Annotated in this window: 13 protein-coding genes; 6 read left to right on the top strand and 7 right to left on the bottom strand. The window is 42.2% G+C overall.

Translation table 11 applies throughout. From position 1 onward, the window contains the following. Position 1: 1 nt before the first annotated feature. A complete protein-coding gene (locus KO511_RS06615; protein WP_215986675.1) occupies positions 2-772 on the top strand; it encodes an ABC transporter permease in 771 nt (256 codons plus the stop codon). A gap of 68 nt (positions 773-840) precedes the next feature. Here the strand turns inward: KO511_RS06615 and panC are convergent, their stop codons facing one another. The 7 genes from panC to sfsA form a co-directional block, all read right to left on the bottom strand. Beyond that, positions 841-1,743, bottom strand: a complete 903-nt coding sequence (panC, locus tag KO511_RS06610; RefSeq protein ID WP_215986674.1) for a pantoate--beta-alanine ligase — start codon at positions 1,741-1,743, stop codon at positions 841-843. Positions 1,744-1,753: 10 nt separating this feature from the next. Continuing rightward, positions 1,754-2,548 (bottom strand): 3-methyl-2-oxobutanoate hydroxymethyltransferase, encoded by a 795-nt coding sequence (gene panB, locus KO511_RS06605; protein WP_215986673.1) that lies wholly within the window; start codon positions 2,546-2,548, stop codon positions 1,754-1,756. A 22-nt stretch (positions 2,549-2,570) separates the two neighbouring features. Further along, positions 2,571-3,056, bottom strand: a complete 486-nt coding sequence (folK, locus tag KO511_RS06600; RefSeq protein WP_215986672.1) for a 2-amino-4-hydroxy-6-hydroxymethyldihydropteridine diphosphokinase — start codon at positions 3,054-3,056, stop codon at positions 2,571-2,573. Then, the gene (gene pcnB / locus KO511_RS06595; protein ID WP_215986716.1) at positions 3,053-4,423 is read right to left on the bottom strand and encodes a polynucleotide adenylyltransferase PcnB; all 1,371 of its coding nucleotides are present in this window, start codon (positions 4,421-4,423) and stop codon (positions 3,053-3,055) included. Before pcnB ends, folK begins: the two co-directional genes overlap by 4 nt. A gap of 113 nt (positions 4,424-4,536) precedes the next feature. Then, positions 4,537-5,427, bottom strand: coding sequence for a tRNA glutamyl-Q(34) synthetase GluQRS (gene gluQRS / locus KO511_RS06590; RefSeq protein ID WP_215986671.1), 891 nt, complete (start codon positions 5,425-5,427; stop codon positions 4,537-4,539). A gap of 70 nt (positions 5,428-5,497) precedes the next feature. Continuing rightward, positions 5,498-5,944: an RNA polymerase-binding protein DksA gene (gene dksA, locus KO511_RS06585; protein ID WP_125319678.1), complete on the bottom strand. Its 447-nt coding sequence runs from the start codon at positions 5,942-5,944 to the stop codon at positions 5,498-5,500. Positions 5,945-6,082: 138 nt separating this feature from the next. Next, positions 6,083-6,796: a DNA/RNA nuclease SfsA gene (gene sfsA, locus KO511_RS06580; RefSeq protein ID WP_215986670.1), complete on the bottom strand. Its 714-nt coding sequence runs from the start codon at positions 6,794-6,796 to the stop codon at positions 6,083-6,085. Between the two features lie 81 nt (positions 6,797-6,877). Here sfsA and hrpB point away from each other — a divergent pair, with 81 nt between their 5' ends. The 5 genes from hrpB (at position 6,878) to KO511_RS06555 (ending at position 17,378) form a co-directional block, all read left to right on the top strand. Then, a complete protein-coding gene (gene hrpB, locus KO511_RS06575) occupies positions 6,878-9,310 on the top strand; it encodes an ATP-dependent helicase HrpB (RefSeq protein ID WP_252724264.1) in 2,433 nt (810 codons plus the stop codon). Continuing rightward, on the top strand, positions 9,307-11,667 hold the full coding sequence (gene mrcB, locus KO511_RS06570; RefSeq protein ID WP_215986668.1) for a penicillin-binding protein 1B: 2,361 nt from the start codon (positions 9,307-9,309) through the stop codon (positions 11,665-11,667). The genes hrpB and mrcB overlap by 4 nt, the downstream gene beginning before the upstream one ends. Positions 11,668-11,772: 105 nt before the next feature. Next, positions 11,773-14,010 (top strand): patatin-like phospholipase family protein, encoded by a 2,238-nt coding sequence (locus KO511_RS06565; protein WP_215986715.1) that lies wholly within the window; start codon positions 11,773-11,775, stop codon positions 14,008-14,010. A 286-nt stretch (positions 14,011-14,296) separates the two neighbouring features. Further along, positions 14,297-16,894 carry a bifunctional aconitate hydratase 2/2-methylisocitrate dehydratase gene (gene acnB / locus KO511_RS06560; RefSeq protein WP_215986667.1) on the top strand — a complete coding sequence of 866 codons (2,598 nt, stop codon included), beginning with the start codon at positions 14,297-14,299 and terminating at the stop codon, positions 16,892-16,894. Between the two features lie 112 nt (positions 16,895-17,006). Then, positions 17,007-17,378: a YacL family protein gene (locus tag KO511_RS06555; RefSeq protein WP_215986714.1), complete on the top strand. Its 372-nt coding sequence runs from the start codon at positions 17,007-17,009 to the stop codon at positions 17,376-17,378. Positions 17,379-17,513 lie beyond the last annotated feature (135 nt).

Here is a 17,513-nt window from a genome sequence, read left to right as displayed (position 1 = left end):
TATGTACCGCCTATATTGGACTGCGTTTTGTAGTCTCATGAGTAAAGAGATACATAGGTTTACCCGTATTTGGGTTCAGACTTTGGTCCCGCCCGCTATTACAATGACGTTATATTTTATTATCTTTGGTAATTTAATTGGGTCGAGAATTGGTGAAATGGGAGGGTTCAGTTATATGGAGTATATTGTTCCAGGCCTGATTATGATGTCAGTGATCACCAATTCATACTCTAATGTAGCTTCCTCATTTTTTAGTGCTAAATTTCAGAAAAATATTGAAGAGTTATTGGTTGCTCCCGTGCCTAATTATGTGATTATCATTGGCTTTGTTATGGGAGGCGTCACTCGTGGACTATTGGTTGGCCTAATCGTAACCTTAGTTTCCCTCTTGTTTGTTGATCTTCAGATTGACCATTGGGGGGTAATTATTATGACAGTGTTCATGACTTCAGTTGTATTTGCTCTTGGTGGTTTAATCAATGCGGTTTATGCAAAAACATTTGATGATATTTCTATAATACCTACCTTTGTTTTGACTCCCCTTACTTATCTTGGTGGGGTTTTTTATTCGATTAGTTTACTACCTGAATTTTGGCAATGGGTATCAAAAATCAATCCAATTGTGTATATGGTCAATGGTTTTCGTTACGGTTTTTTAGGTATTTCTGACGTAAGTATTGCTACATCATTCAGTGTTTTGACGGTATTCGTTATCGTACTTTATGCGATTGCACATTATTTGGTGTCAAAAGGAATTGGTTTGAGAAGTTAGAATAAAAGATAAAATTATTAACCTGAATAAGATCAAGGCTTGACTTTATTCAGGTTAATCTTGCCTGTCTATTCAGGTATTTCTGAAGATTGCTCTGAAATTAGTTCTTCTTTTGTTTCAACTGTAAGATCTACAACTTGGTTATCGATAAGGCGAGCTTGGCCCAAAAACGCTGACATCAGGATCACTGCCTGAGTTGTCTCAGTTGTCACACTTGCTAAATTTTGAGAGTCACGGATAAAGATTTCATCGGGCTGTAACCCAGCAGCACGAAGTTGGTCATTGGCATCTTCAATGACTGATGCATAATCATCACGTCCGCCACGTATTGCACTACTTATCCAGCGCATAGTTCGCGCTAAAACAGGTGCACGCTGACGTTCATCCATTGTTAACAAATTATTACGTGAACTCATGGCAAGGCCATCAACTTCACGAACTGTAGGAACGCTGATTACTTTGATGTCCATTGCTAAGTCTGTGGTCATTTTTTGAATGATAGTTAGCTGTTGGAAGTCTTTTTCACCAAAAAGTGCTACGTCAGGATTAACAATATTGAATAACTTTGTCACTACGGTTGCTACGCCGCGAAAGTGACCTGGGCGAGAGACGCCTTCAAGGATATTAGATAAGCCAGGTACATCAATAAAAGACTGTTTTTCTATTCCGTTGGGGTAGATAACTTCTGGGTCTGGAGTAAAGACCAGTTCAATACCTTCATTCCCCAACTTGTTGAGATCGTCTTCAAGTGTTCTTGGGTAATTACTGAGATCATCACTGCGATCAAATTGCATGGGATTAACGAAGATGCTGACAATAACAACATCAGCATGTTCACGGGCTTTGCGCATCAATGTTAGATGGCCTTCGTGCAAATTACCCATTGTTGGTACAAAAGCGATGCTTCGACCGTCGCGTTTGTACTGCTTAATTTGCTCACGTAATGTGGCAATCTCGGCAAAAGTTTGCATCTTTAAGTCCTTACGCAATTGTGTGGGTATTGCTAGGGAAAATACCACTTTCAACTTCGTCTTTATACATGGCGACGGCTTTACGCATATCTCCTGTTTCAGCAAGGAAGTTTTTTGAAAATTTAGGCATATAGTTAACTGATATTCCGAACATATCGTGCATGACGAGTATTTGGCCATCTGTAGCATTGCCTGCACCAATACCGATAACGGGTACATCACATATATCTGTGATACGCGCTGCTAGGTCTCTAGGAATGCATTCTAATAATATAACTTGAGCTCCTGCTTCCTGTAGAGCAATGGCATCGCGAACGATACGTTCAGCTTTGTCTTGGTCACGTCCTTGAACTTTAAAACCACCAAAAATATGCACCGATTGCGGAGTTAAACCTAGATGAACACAAACAGGTACCGCACGCTCTGTTAATACTTTTACTGTTTCGACTAGCCAATCACCTCCTTCAATTTTGACCATGTTTGCTCCTGCACGCATTAGCTTAGCTGCATTCTCACAGGCCTGCTCAGGTGTGGCGTAGGTCATAAATGGCATGTCAGCCATTAAAAGACAATTAGGGCTACCAGTACGTACACAGCGAGTATGATAGGCCACATCCTCAATTGTGACAGGTAAGGTGTCAGGAGCGCCTTGTAGAACCATTCCTAAGGAGTCTCCAACAAGAAGGACGGGCATTTCTTCACTTTCAAATAATTGAGCAAAGCTAGCATCATAGGCAGTAGAGGTCGCAAATTTACGACCTTCTTGCTTCCATTTCATCAGGTCAGATATAGTGACTTTTTTCATGATTTTACCTTTAAGGAGTTGGCTATGATTGCCAAATACGCAGACCATTTTTTGAGACAATAGAGACTAAGTCTTCTAGTCTGCTCCCACATGGGAGGGTTATATTTGGTGCGATTTCAGCGAGTGGGAAAAGCACAAATTCACGTTCTTTCATCCCGTAATGAGGAATGGTCAAACGCTCGGAATTAATCACCTCATTGCCGTAAAGGATGATATCTAAATCTAGGGTTCGGGGCCCCCAGCGGTCGTCTTTACGAACTCGCCCTTGTTCTAGCTCAATAGCTTGTGTGCAGTCGAGTAGTTCAATAGGTGTTAATTCTGTTTGAATTTCGACGACGGCATTTATGTAATCTGGTTGGTTTTGTGGCCCCATTGGCGTGCTAGTGTATAGCATGGAGCTTCGTTTGAACTCAGATTTTGGTAATTGCTTGAGTGCATTAATGGCACTTTTTGTTTGAGCTACTGGTTCAGATAGATTACTGCCAATAGCGACATAAACCGTACTCATGAGGGCGAAACCTTGTTCTTTTTGTTGCGAGATGGCTTGCGACGACGTTTCTTACCTTGTTCTGGTGTATCTGAATCTAAATCAGAAACCATCGCTTGTTTCATATCACGCCCCGCATTTTGGAATGTTTGCCACCATTGTGCCAGCTGCTGAGTTTCATCTGCTTCGACTTCTCCTCTCATTTCAAGGAAATCGAAGCCTGCACGAAACTTGTTAAGTTCCATTAAGCGAAAAGCACGTTTCCCAGTTCTACGGGGCATTCGGAGCTGTAATTGCCAAATTTCTCGAATAGTCGCAGTATGGCGACGAGGTATGGCAATGGTACGAACTTGTTCGTCAAGAATATAATTGCTTGCCTCCATAATAGCGTCGTAATCTGAAAGCTTACGTTTTGCCATTAACATGTCAGCACGCGCTAGAAGGGGATACCACAACATAGCAGCAAACATGAATGCTGGATTTATGCGTTTGCCTTCTTCAATTCGGATATCAGTAGAGTCTAAAACTAAGTCAAGCATTTGCTCAGTTTTGGAAGAGTAGTCTTGAGTAAAGTCCTCAGCAATAGTAGGAAACAACTGTTGAAATAGATTGTATTCACGCATCAGGTGGTAGGTTTCCAAACCAAAGCCTGATTGCAACATTTTTAAAGACTCTTCGTACAGTCGTGCCGATGGTATGTCTCGTAAAAGTTGAGACATTTCTTCAATGGGGGCGGCAGTGTCTTCTTCAATATCGAAGTCTAATTTAACGGCAAAGCGAACAGCACGAAGCATGCGAACTGGGTCTTCACGATAACGTGTTTCAGGATCGCCAATCAAACGAACTAACCGTTCTTCAAGATCTCCATGTCCGCCTGCATAATCATGAATAGCATAATCACCAATGTTGTAGTACATGGCGTTTATTGTGAAATCGCGACGTTCTGCATCTTCATCTATGGTTCCATAAACGTTATCGCGAAGCAGCATCCCTTCTTTGGATTGTTGAGAAATATTTTTACTGCTCTCTTGGTGGTGACCTCTAAAAGTAGCGACTTCGATAATATCGCGGCCAAACATGATATGTGCAAGCCTAAAGCGACGGCCAATGAGACGACAGTTCTTAAATAACTGACGAATTTGCTCAGGGGTTGCATTTGTCGCTATATCAAAATCTTTTGGTCTTTGGTCTAGCAATAAGTCTCGTACGCCGCCACCAACAAGGTAGGCTTCAAAGCCTGCGCCATGGAGTCGGTATAACACCTTCAATGCATTGTCACTGATATGTTTACGAGAAATATTATGTTCTTGTCGTGTAATGACATCCAGAGATAGTTCTGGATATACATCGCTTTTGCTTGGTGTTTGATTGTTTTTATTCATGTTTATAAATTACTCGTATTTCTGGCGGCTCTCATCACCAGTACTCGAGTGTGCCTATTTTGGGCCTGGCTTATGGTTCCGTTTGCGTCGTTAGGGCTCATTTCGCGGCTAATAATAGCCTACAGTGAGCTATTTGAGAATCGCGGTGTTATTTCAGTTGTATTTGGTACTTGTTCCATGTTCCAGTTTGCAATACCCCAATCAATGATCTCACTTACATTACACTGCTCAATTTCTTTATTTATATCAAAACCTAAAAACCGCATAGCACTTATTAAATCAGGTTTAGGGTGTTTAAGATTGAGCGAAGGAGCATGGTTTTGTTTGGACAGTTTTTGGCCAAGATTATCTAAGGCTAAAGGGAGGTGAATGTAGTCAATGGGCTGCTGATTCAGAATGTGGTACAAACTGATTTGTCTACCTGTAGGCTCAATTAAATCTGCGCCACGTACTACTTCAGTAATTCCCTGAGCGATATCATCAATAACAACAGCCAGGTTATAGGCAAACAAACCGTCTCTTCGCTTAACAATAAAATCTTCGTGAGCAAGTTGAGAAGGGATAGCTAATTGGCCATGTTTACTATCTATAAATGACTCGACTGGGTGCGTCATGACTAAGCGAATCGAGCAATTATTAATATCACTTTTTGTGCGATGACGGCAAGTACCATCATAATATCCACCCATGGTTTTCACTTGCTTACGAGTGCATTGGCAGTAATACGCTTGTTTTGATGCGAGCCAGTGTTCTAGTTGCGCCTGATAAAGAGAGTGGCGCTGACTTTGATAGATGACTTCTCCATCCCAATATAGATGGTAGGCTTCTAAAGTACGCAAAATTAAATCTGCCGATCCAATGACTTCTCTTGGGGGGTCGAGATCTTCTATACGTACCAGCCATTTTCCTTGCTGAGATTTTGCCTGAAAGTAGCTGCCTAAAGCCGCGACAAGCGAACCAAAATGCAGAGGTCCTGAAGGAGATGGAGCAAAACGGCCAATATAAGTCATCTTAAAAATCTAATATATCAAATCAAAAAGGGAGCCAAGGCTCCCTCTGTAATTAGTGCTGTTTTCACACTTAACCTTGCATCTGCTTTTCTTTGATTTCCGCCAGAGTTTTACAATCAATACAAAGATCAGCAGTAGGACGGGCTTCTAAACGACGAATACCAATTTCAACCCCACAAGACTCACAGAAACCAAAATCGTCTTCTTCAATTTTATTGAGTGTTTTTTCAATTTTCTTAATAAGACGGCGTTCTCGATCTCGATTACGGAGTTCTAAGCTAAATTCTTCTTCTTGAGATGCGCGATCAACAGGATCAGGGAAATTTGCTGCTTCGTCCTGCATATGGTGCACGGTGCGATCAACTTCTTCCCTGAGCTGGTTACGCCACGCTGTCAAAATTTTTGTGAAATGAGCCAGTTGATCTGATGACATGTACTCTTCACCAGCTTTCTCTGTATATGGCTCAACCCCTGCAATGGCTAGGATGCCTAGCGCTTTTTTTTTCGATTCTGACATGCAGCATCTCCTACTTACACCTAATCCACTGCCTAGCAGTTGGATTTTAAGGCGGCTATCTATAGCAAAAAGAACAAAGTGAGGCAAACTCTGTAGAGTAAACTTGCTGTCAATGTGAAGATGACACCATTTTTTCTCTTAACTGATGAAACGGATAGATTTTGTCAGCTTCATCTCAGTGTTTGATAGTTGTGCGGTATAGCACAGTACTTCTACGCCTTGTTCTTGCGCACTCTTCAATAATTTTGAATATTGTGGGTCTATATGGTGTGCAGGAGAGACTTTTTCAATACCAGAATGCAAAACTGTGAATAAAAGTACTGCTCTGTATCCATTTTGAACCATTTTTGTGAGCTCTCTCAGGTGCTTCTGTCCACGAGTGGTTACTGCATCGGGAAAGTATCCCTGACCTAGATTGAACTCATCAAGTAAAGTCACGCTTTTCACTTCTATATAGCAGTTAGGTCGATTTGATGACATGAGCAGTATATCAATCCGGCTATTTTCATCACCATATCGAACTTCTGTTTTGAGTTGTTCGTAGCCTGTTAGCTCGTGGATTATGCCTGTTTCTACCGCTTCTACTGCGAGTTGATTTGCTCTAGCAGTATTCACGCAAATTGTGTCACCTTTATTGGTTTGGGTTAGCTCCCAGCTATGTGGATATTTACGCTTGGGATTGCTAGAGGTTGAATACCAAATTGTATCTCCAGTCATTGCACAGCCTGTCATAGCGCCAGTGTTCGCGCAGTGTATGGTAATGTCTTCATTATTGGGTAAATGAATGTCGGCAAGGAAACGTTTGTAGCGTTTAATCAATACCGCGGGTTGTAATTGAGGTTCAAACTTCATTTGAGGCTGGATTTATGTACAATATTTACATTATTACATCATAAGGCTTTTCAATTGTCACAGCTTCCCATAGAGAGCGTGATGCCAGAATTACTATCTGGTATTCGAACTCACTCCCAAGTGATCCTTAAGGCTGCTCCTGGTGCAGGTAAATCGACTTATTTCCCATTACAGTTATTGGCTGAAAATCTAGTTGATGGAAAGATCATCATGCTAGAACCTAGACGCTTGGCTGCACGTAACATTGCTTATTATCTTGCTCAGCAGCTTGGAGAAAAGCTCGGCCAACGCATTGGTTATCGAGTGAAAGGGGAATCTAAAGTGAGCGCTAACACCAAGCTAGAGATTGTCACTGAAGGGGTTTTAACCCGCATGATCCAAACTGATCCTGAGCTCACCAACGTCTCTTTACTAATTTTTGATGAGTTTCACGAACGTAGTATTCATGCTGATACAGCTTTGGCGTTTTCTCTGGAGGTTCAGGACGTATTGCGAAGTGATTTGAAGTTAGTAATTATGTCAGCGACATTGGACCAAGATGCCCTTAGTCAATTGATGCCTGACGCGATATATATTGAGTCCCAAGGTCGACATTTTCCGGTTGAATATCGCTACCATCCTTTAAAGCTAAACCAGAGCTATGAACACGCTATGGTGGCACAAATCCATTTTTTGCTAAGTAAAGAAATAGGATCAATATTAGCGTTTCTTCCCAGTATGGCTGCTATTAAACGTGTTGCCCAGAGTTTAACAGGCTTGCCGGAAAATGTAGATGTTTGCCCTTTGTATGGGCAACTGGACGTTAAGCAGCAGCAGGCCGCTATTCAAGCTTCTACTAATGGTCGACGTAAAGTTGTGTTAGCCACCAATATCGCTGAAACCTCCTTAACGATAGAAGGTGTACGTATTGTGCTTGATTCTGGCTTGCAGCGAACTGCGAAGTTTGATGTTAAAAATGGAGTCACTAAGCTTGAGCAAATTCGTATTGCTCAATCATCGGCAGAACAAAGAGCTGGACGAGCGGGGCGACTAGAACCAGGTATTTGTATCAGGCTGTATTCTGAGAGCCAAATGAAACAGCAGCCAGAGGTTCCTTCCGCAGAAATTATTTCTTCAGACTTATTGAGTTTAACGTTTGAGTTAGTGCAATGGGGGACGACTGAACCAACGGACTTAAAGTGGCTTGATGTTCCTCCAAAGGGGGCTATTGAACAATCAAAACAGTTACTTATTCGGCTTGGTTTATTGGATAGCAAATATCAGCTAACCCCACAAGGCAAGTTGGCTTGTGAACTTGGGGTAGAACCAAGAATTGCAGCAATGTTGACCTATTCAAAAGTACAATCATGGCAAGATACGGCACCCGCAGTCGCTGCATTGTTGGAAACGCCAGAGCGGGATTGTGTGAATTTTTTACATTCGGTTGATCGTTTTAAGCGAGGGGTACATGCTCAGCAGAACGTTGTTTATCAGCGAGGTTTAGCCTTAGCGCGCAAACTCTCGTGCAACTTTTCACATTCTTTTATCGATGAGTCTCTAGTTGCAGTTATGTTGGCCACTGCATTTCCAGACCGAATAGCACAATTGCGTAAAGGGCAAGTCGGTCAGTTTTTGCTTTCTAACGGCCATGGAGCAGAGATGAGTAATGACGATGGACTAGAAACATCAGAATATATAGTTATTGCCGATCTTATGCGTGGTCATACAGGTTCTTCTCGGGTTTTTTTAGCGATAGAGCTGCAATTGGTGATACTTGAGAAATGGTGTCATCAATTTTTCCTTACTCAAGAAAGTATTGATTGGGATGATGCGAAAGGGCGCTTGAAAGCTGAGTCTCAAAAATGTATTGGTCGCTTGGTCATTGAGAGAGTGGCTCTACCAAGTCCTGAAGCAAAAAAAATCACTCAAGCTTTACTCAACTATGTAAGACGCAAAGGCTTAGGTGTATTAAACTGGTCGGAGAAAAGTAAGCAAACGTTGGAACGGATTCGTTGTGCTGCCGATTGGTTACCTGATTATTCATGGCCGGACCTGACTGAAGACGAACTATTAGAAAATCTTGAGCAGTGGCTGGAGCCGTACTTAATTGGAGTTACTTCATTAAAGGCAATGCAAACCATCGATATTGAACCAGCGTTAATGTCCTATCTTTCTTGGCCACTAAATCAGAAAATAGATCAATGGTTACCTGTGTATTTCGTCTTACCAACAGGGACGAAAAAAAAGATTCGCTATCAGTACGGTCAAGAAGCTGTGCTTTCTGTTCGGATGCAGGAAATGTTTGGTGAGCAAGAGTCCCCCCAAATAGCGCAGGGGAATAAAACGTTACTTGTGGAACTATTGTCTCCTGCGCAGCATCCGTTACAAGTCACACGAGATTTGGCAAGCTTTTGGGCTGGTGCGTACAAAGAAGTGCAAAAAGAAATGAAAGGGCGTTACCCCAAGCATGTATGGCCTGATGATCCTGCCAATCACGTGGCGACGACAAAAACTAAGCGGCAACTAAACTCATGAGCAAGAAATCAACTTCGAATAATAACAAAGCAAAAACCAGTAACAAATCACCACGTAAACCATCATCGGTAAAGCGTAAGCGTTCAAAGAAAAATCAACGCAGTTGGTTAAAGATGCTTTGGGGTGTCTCTTGGAAAGTATGCTTGGCGGGCTTGGTTTTAATTGTATTCGTTGGCGTGTATTTGGATAGCGTGGTTAGGCAGCGCTTTGAGGGGCAACTCTTTGATTTACCTACTGTGGTCTATGCACGGATTCTAAATCTTGCTCCAGGTGATAGTATATCAATACAAGAAGTACGTAATGAGTTGGATGTGCTCAATTATCGTAAAGTTAGCCACCCTCGTTACCCTGGAGAATATTCTTCCTCCTCCACCAAGATAGAATTATTTCGCCGTCCGTTTGAGTTTACTAATGGGCCAGAACCTGATCGCCATGTCATGCTGTATTTTGGTACCGCAGGCTTGAAACAGATTAAATCATTAGAGAAATCTGCTGATCTTGGTTACTTACGTATTGAACCTAAAATGTTGGGAATGCTTGAAAAAGACCATGATGAGCAACGCTTGTTCTTGAGGAGAGATCAATTTCCAGAAATTATGGTTGATGCTTTGTTGGTGACGGAAGATAGGGATTTCTATCAGCATGATGGAGTATCACCGTTAGCCATTGCTCGTGCTATGGTAGCGAATCTCAAAGCTGGGAGAACGGTTCAAGGCGGAAGTACCCTGACTCAGCAGTTGGCGAAGAATATCTTCCTTTCTAGTGATAGAACATTGTGGCGTAAGTTACGTGAAGCTTATATGGCGCTAATTATTGACTATAGATACAGCAAAGATCGTATTTTAGAGGGGTATCTCAATGAAGTTTACTTAGGTCAAAGCCGTGGTGAAGCGATTCATGGTTTTGGCTTGGCCTCTAGGTTGTATTTTGGTCAACCTATTCAAGAGCTTAGAATTGATCAGCTTGCACTATTGGTGGGTATGGTAAAAGGACCTTCATATTACAACCCAATCCGCTACCCTGAACGAGCTAAAGAACGCAGAGATCTTGTGTTACGTTTGATGATGCAGCAAGGGGTTTTAAGTGCAAGCCAGTATGAAATAGCGGCTAGTCGACCTCTAGATATACAAGATAATCCTCGAATTGCTAGTCGTCAGCCAGCTTATTTTCAGCAGCTTAAAATAGAACTAAAACAAAAAGTAGGGGGCGTATTTCAATCTGATGTCGGACTTAGGGTCTTTACTTCTCTTGATCCCGTATCACAACAGGAACTTGAGTTGGCAATCGCAAGAAAAATACCTCAGCTGAGTCAAGTTGCAGGTAAATCTTTAGAAGGTGCTGCGATTGCAGTTGACCGCCATACTGGTGAAATACGCGCTATGGTTGGAGGAAAACGTACTGGCTATGATGGTTTTAATCGTGCTCTAAATGCCAGTCGCCAAATTGGGTCACTAGTTAAGCCTGCTGTCTATTTAACCGCTTTAGAGCAGCCCCAAAAGTACAATCTAGCAACTACTTTGCATGATAAGCCTATTAGCCTAAAAGGTTCTAAAGGCAGTGTTTGGTCGCCACGTAACTATGATCGAAAATTCAGAGGTGATGTACCTTTGTATTTAGCACTTGCTAAGTCATTAAATGTACCTACGGTTGAATTAGGCATGCAGTTGGGTATTTCGAATGTCATTGATACACTTGCCAAGCTTGGTGTCGATCGTAATGAAATTAGACCTGTTCCTTCGATGTTCCTCGGTTCTTTCACGTTAACACCTTTCCAGGTGGCGCAAATGTATCAAACATTGACCAATTCTGGTAAGCGCTCTCAGTTATCCGCATTGCGCTCTGTGGTTGATAAAGAGGGCAATGTGTTATTTCAATCTTTACCTAGAACGGCACAAACTATTGATCAGCAAGCTGCTTGGTTGACAACTTATGCAATGAAGCGAGGTGTATTGGAGGGAACTGGTCGATATCTTAATAGTCAATTTGGCTGGGCAGCATTAGCAGGCAAAACTGGTACTAGTAACGATACTCGTGATAGTTGGTTTGTTGGTATTGATGGCCGTGAAGTGACGACTATCTGGCTTGGCCGCGATGATAACCAGCCGACCCAATTGACAGGTTCTAGCGGTGCATTGAGAGTGTATGCGGAATACCTAAAACATCGTATTCCTGAAGCCTTGTCTTTACCTTGGCCGCAAGGAATAAGTACTCTCGGCTTTACTTATAATGATAACGGAAGCCTCCAACTAGATTGTGAAAATGCATTTAAACTCCCTATGTGGGATGTCGATAACCGACTTAAACAAGAGTGTGAAAGTCAGCCTACACAATGGATCAAAAAGTTATTCAGTTGGTAGTTCTCAATTCATTAAGTGTTACATGCGTATTATCTAAAAGGGAATTGGAGAGTGAAGAAGGTATTGTTTTTTTTACTTATCAATGTTTTGTCGCTATCAAGCGCTATGTCGGCAGTGCCTCAACAACCTGATGAGGTAAAAAGGCCAAAAATCGCAGTGGTACTTGCTGGAGGAGGAGCTAAGGGAGCAGCTCATATCGGGGTGCTCAAAGCTCTAGAAGAACTCAAAATTCCAGTGGACTATATTACTGGAACCAGTATGGGGGCATATGTCGGTGGTTTGTATTCAACGGGTATGAGTTCTGACGAGATCGAGAGCTTTATTACGACGGTGGACTGGAACAGTGGCTATCGTGATAGGGTCGATCGTAGTCAGAGACGTGTGCGTGATAAAGAATATGAAGATAGGTATCAACTTACGACGGATTTAGGCTTGCGTTGGGGGGAGGTTCATGCTGCTCGGGGAATAGTCCAAGGGCAAGGGATGCTGAAAATTTTACGTGAGACTTCAGGTAACCTACCACCGTTTACGTCTTTCGATGATCTCGCCATACCTTATCGCTCTGTTGCAACCGATATTATTGAATTGAAGCCTGTTGTTATTGGGGATGGGTATTTAGTTGATGCCATGATGGCGAGTATGTCTGTGCCAGGGGCATTGCCTCCTTATGAGCTTAATGGCCAATTGTTAGTGGATGGTGGCGTAACCAATAATATGCCCGTTGATGTAGCCAGAGCATTGGGAGCTGATGTTGTCATCGCTGTTGATATCAGTACGGATTACAGAGAAGAAGAGGAGTTTACAACCTTATTTACTGTTGCCGATCAGTTGTCAAATTATCTAGTGCGGAGTACAACAAATCGTCAGGCTAAAACATTGACAGATAGGGATGTTTTCCTTAAACCTCAAGTTGGAGATATGGAAACAACTGCATTTGAAAAAATGCCGTTTGCTTTTCAGCAAGGTTATCAAGCTGCAATCACCAATAAGCTAAAGCTTGCACAATATAGCGTGTCATCATCCGAGTATCAGGACTACATTGACCATAAAGAAGATGCTAGGCGAAAACTTCGCTATGGCGATGAAATAATAGTCGAACAAATTGTTATCCATAATCACAGTCATTACAGTGAAGAGGCACTTAAAAAATACCTTAAACTCGATCAGGGTAGACGCTATTCAACAGCTGAAATTGAAAATAGCATCCAAAATCTTTACGCATTAGATAGATTTGAGCTTATTACCTATCGCTATGAAGAAATTGATAATCAAAATTCTTTAGTACTGAATATTCGTGAGAAGTCATGGGGTCCAAACTATGCCAACTTCCGCTTCTTTTTGGAAGATGATTTCGATACGGATAGCCAATATTCAATAGGTGTATCGACCAATTTTACTGACTTAAACTCTTTGGGAGCAGAATTCAGACTCAATGTAGAGATGGGGTCTGACAAACTCGTATTAGGAGAACTTTACAGTCCATTGCTATTTAATACTGATATGTTCACGACAATAGCGGCCTCATACAGCAGTGAAAAAGTCAACTTACCCAGTAGAGGAATGACGGATACTTCATTGAATGCAACTCGAGATTATATACCTATTGCTTTTAATGAATGGGGAACTGAGTGGGCTGTGGGTTATCAAAATGCATTATGGAGCCGGATTAAACTTGGTGTTAGATACACTGATGGGACTGGTGAGCTGGCTTCGCTTCCTTCTCTTGGGGATGTGTCTTACAAACGTGTTGGAGGATTTATAAATTATCGTATTGACACGTTAGACAGCTTCAGTGTGCCTACCAAAGGATTGTATTTAGATCTAGATTACCTCGTATCGCATGATGACAGTATTGGTACGACTGGCAGTATATTCGAAGGACATAATGAGGATACTGCTCTTGAATACGGAGCTAAGGTGATTTATGCCCAGAGTTTTTCCCGCCACACTTTAATTGGTAATTTGGATGTTGGTGTTGTTGAAAGTAAAAATTCAGCATTAATTATTAACCCTAAAGAGCTTGGAGGCTTTTTAAACTTATCTGGGATCCCTCGAAATAGCCTTATTGGTCAAAATAAAATTTTTGGCAGTTTAGTATATCGATATCGTTGGTTTGATAATGATTTCGGCCTATTTTCGTCGCCTTTTTATCTTGGATTATCAATAGAATATGGAGGTGTGTGGTCAGATCCCAGTATTAGTGCTGATAAAGCACCCTTGTATGGTGCAGGGTCTATATTTGCCGGCATTGACTCCCCTGTAGGGCCAATTATGTTAGGTTACGGCAGGACGGAGCAGAGCTATGATTCTTTCTATCTTATTATTGGAACCAGTTTTAAATAATTATCCCATAATTAGTAGTATGAATTATTGACTAACAGAGTGTGCGAATAGGGAAACAAAGTAAAGAAAATCATAGGACTTTAGTTATAACTTGCTATGTTGGTCAAGATGATGAGATTTTAATTTATCGTTAATTTTGCTATCCTAGCGCCCAAAGTTTGGTCTCTTTAATACAGTTTTTAGATAATAATGTTATTAGTGAGAACCAAGTTTCCAAGGATGTTCACTTCGTTACTTTTGAATAATAGTAATAATAACGGAGGAACCGCAATGAGAGGAAAAAGTCGTGCTTGAAGCCTACCGTAAACACGTCGCAGAGCGTGCTGATGAAGGAGTTGTTCCGAAACCACTAGACGCTGAACAAGTCGCTGGTCTTGTTGAACTACTGAAAAATCCCCCTCAAGGTGAAGAAGCCGTACTTCTTGACTTGCTTGAGAATCGTATCCCTCCTGGTGTGGATGAGGCGGCCTATGTCAAAGCTGGTTTTCTCACAGCGGTGACTAAAGGTGAAGTGAAATCCCCTCTAGTTAGCCGTGAAAAAGCAGCTCAGCTTCTGGGAACAATGCAAGGTGGTTATAACATAGCACCCCTTGTAGAACTGATTGAAGATGATGCTTTGGCTCCAATTGCAGTAAAAGCTTTATCTCACACCTTACTGATGTTTGATGCTTTTTATGATGTAGAAGAAAAAGCGAAAGCAGGTAACGAGCATGCTAAGAAAATTATGCAGTCTTGGGCTGATGCCGAATGGTTTTTATCCAAGCCTGAGTTAGATAAAAAAATTACTCTAACTGTCTTTAAGGTGACAGGTGAAACGAATACGGATGACCTTTCACCGGCTCCAGATGCTTGGTCACGACCAGATATCCCTGTTCATGCTCTCGCCATGTTGAAAAACGAGCGCGATGGTATTATCCCAGACCAACTAGGAAGTATCGGCCCAATAGCTCAGATTGAAACACTGAAGAAAAAGGGCCATCAGTTGGTATATGTTGGAGATGTAGTCGGAACAGGATCGTCACGTAAATCGGCAACCAATTCAGTGTTGTGGTTTATGGGGGATGATATTCCTAATGTGCCGAATAAGCGTGCTGGTGGATATGTTCTCGGTGGTAAAATAGCGCCTATCTTCTTCAATACAATGGAAGATGCTGGAGCTTTACCTATTGAAGTTGACGTATCTGAACTCAACATGGGCGATGTGATTGATGTTTATCCATACGAAGGTAAAGTATGTAATCATGCGACTGGTGACACTTTAGCTGAGTTTGGTCTGAAAACCGATGTGCTTATTGATGAAGTCCGTGCTGGCGGCCGTATCCCGCTCATCATTGGGCGTGGCTTGACAGACAAAGCGCGGCAATCGCTTGGCCTTGAAGCTTCAGATATTTTCCGTAAACCAGGTGCTGTTGCTGATTCGGGTAAAGGGTATTCTTTAGCTCAAAAAATGGTTGGCAAGGCGTGTGGCGTTGACGGTATTCGCCCTGGTACATACTGTGAGCCTAAAATGACTACTGTAGGCTCTCAAGATACTACAGGCCCTATGACGCGAGATGAACTGAAAGATCTAGCCTGCTTAGGTTTCTCAACTGATTTGGTCATGCAATCATTCTGTCATACCTCTGCGTATCCCAAGCCTGTTGATGTCAATACTCATCATACATTACCAGATTTTATTATGAACCGTGGTGGGGTATCTTTGCGCCCTGGAGATGGTGTTATTCACTCTTGGCTAAACAGAATGCTTCTCCCGGATACTGTGGGAACTGGTGGTGACTCGCATACTCGCTTCCCTCTGGGTATTTCTTTCCCAGCAGGATCCGGTTTGGTTGCATTTGCCGCCGCTACAGGCGTCATGCCATTGGATATGCCTGAATCGATTTTGGTTCGCTTTAAGGGCGAGATGCAGCCTGGAATTACACTGCGAGATCTTGTACATGCCATTCCATATTATGGTATTAAGCAAGGCCTACTTACAGTTGAAAAAGCAGGTAAGATAAATGAGTTTTCAGGTCGAGTACTAGAAATTGAAGGGGTTGAACACTTAACCGTTGAGCAAGCATTTGAGTTATCTGATGCGTCAGCTGAGCGTTCTGCTGCTGGTTGTACAGTCAAGCTCTCTCAGAAGTCGATTGAAGAGTATCTAAACTCGAATATTGTCATGCTGAAATGGATGATTTCTGAAGGTTATGGCGATCGCCGTACTATAGAGCGCCGCATCACAGCGATGGAAGAGTGGGTAGCCAATCCTGAACTCATGGAAGCGGATGCGGATGCTGAGTACGCACACGTAATTGACATTGATTTGGCTGAGATTACGGAGCCGATTCTTTGTGCGCCAAATGATCCAGATGATGCTCGCTTACTATCTGATGTCCAAAATACCAAAATTGACGAGGTATTCATTGGCTCATGTATGACTAATATTGGTCATTTCCGCGCAGCTGGTAAATTATTGGAGCAGTTTGGTGGTCAGTTAGATACCCGCCTTTGGGTTGCACCTCCAACCAAAATGGATAGAGATCAGCTTACCGCTGAGGGGTACTACGGAATTTATGGACGTGCAGGGGTTCGTATTGAAACTCCTGGGTGCTCCCTGTGTATGGGCAACCAAGCAAGAGTGGCGGACAAAGCGACAGTGATCTCAACGTCTACACGTAACTTCCCTAACCGTCTTGGTAATGGGGCCAATGTCTACTTATCTTCTGCTGAGTTGGCAGCGGTTGGAGCAATTCTCGGAAAAATCCCAACCAAGGATGAGTACCTAGAATATGCCAAGCAAATTGATGCGACGGCAGCTGATACATATCGCTACTTGAACTTTCACAAGATGGAAGAATACACTAAGAAAGCAGATACAGTCATCTTCCAAGAGCCTGTTTAATTACCCAAAACAGTACTAACATTGTGAGCGCCTGTTACTGACAGGCGCTTTTTTTTGAGCTTTATAAACGCTGTCTATATACTCTGCGTGACACTTGTATAAGGCTGAAATGATGGAATTCGAATTTATCCGCAACACACTCATGGGCAAATACTATGTTAAACCTAGTATGGGACATGAAATCCTTGGCCGCTGGCTTGAAGAAGAAATTGGCAAAGACAGGCAAAAAATACAGCAAGTGGACGAGTTGTTAGAGGCTGTAAAGTACTCCCCTCTGCTAGAGCACAAGTATGCAGGATGTGAAATATCGCTCATTATTCAAGGGGATGAAGTGACAGTGCAGGAGAATGTTTTGAGCCATGGTGACGTTTTGCTGGAAGACAGTGAGCTGAATTATTACAACAGTGAGAGTACAGCATCTTGTGGTCTGCAAGACTTCTCATCTTTGTTTAAACAATGGCAAGATTTCCTACAGTCTCGGTAGATAAACGGTATTTAATTTCTGCCTCATGATTGTGAAAAGGGCGCACTGTAATGGTGCGCCTTTTGTTTTTTTGTCCTACTTATAATTTAAATCATTTATATATTAAGAGCTTAATAACTTGGCATGTTGTTTGGA

This window comes from Vibrio hepatarius, assembly GCF_018860525.1.
Classification (GTDB): Bacteria; Pseudomonadota; Gammaproteobacteria; order Enterobacterales; family Vibrionaceae; genus Vibrio; species Vibrio hepatarius_B.
This window is presented reverse-complemented; position numbering and strand designations above follow the sequence as displayed.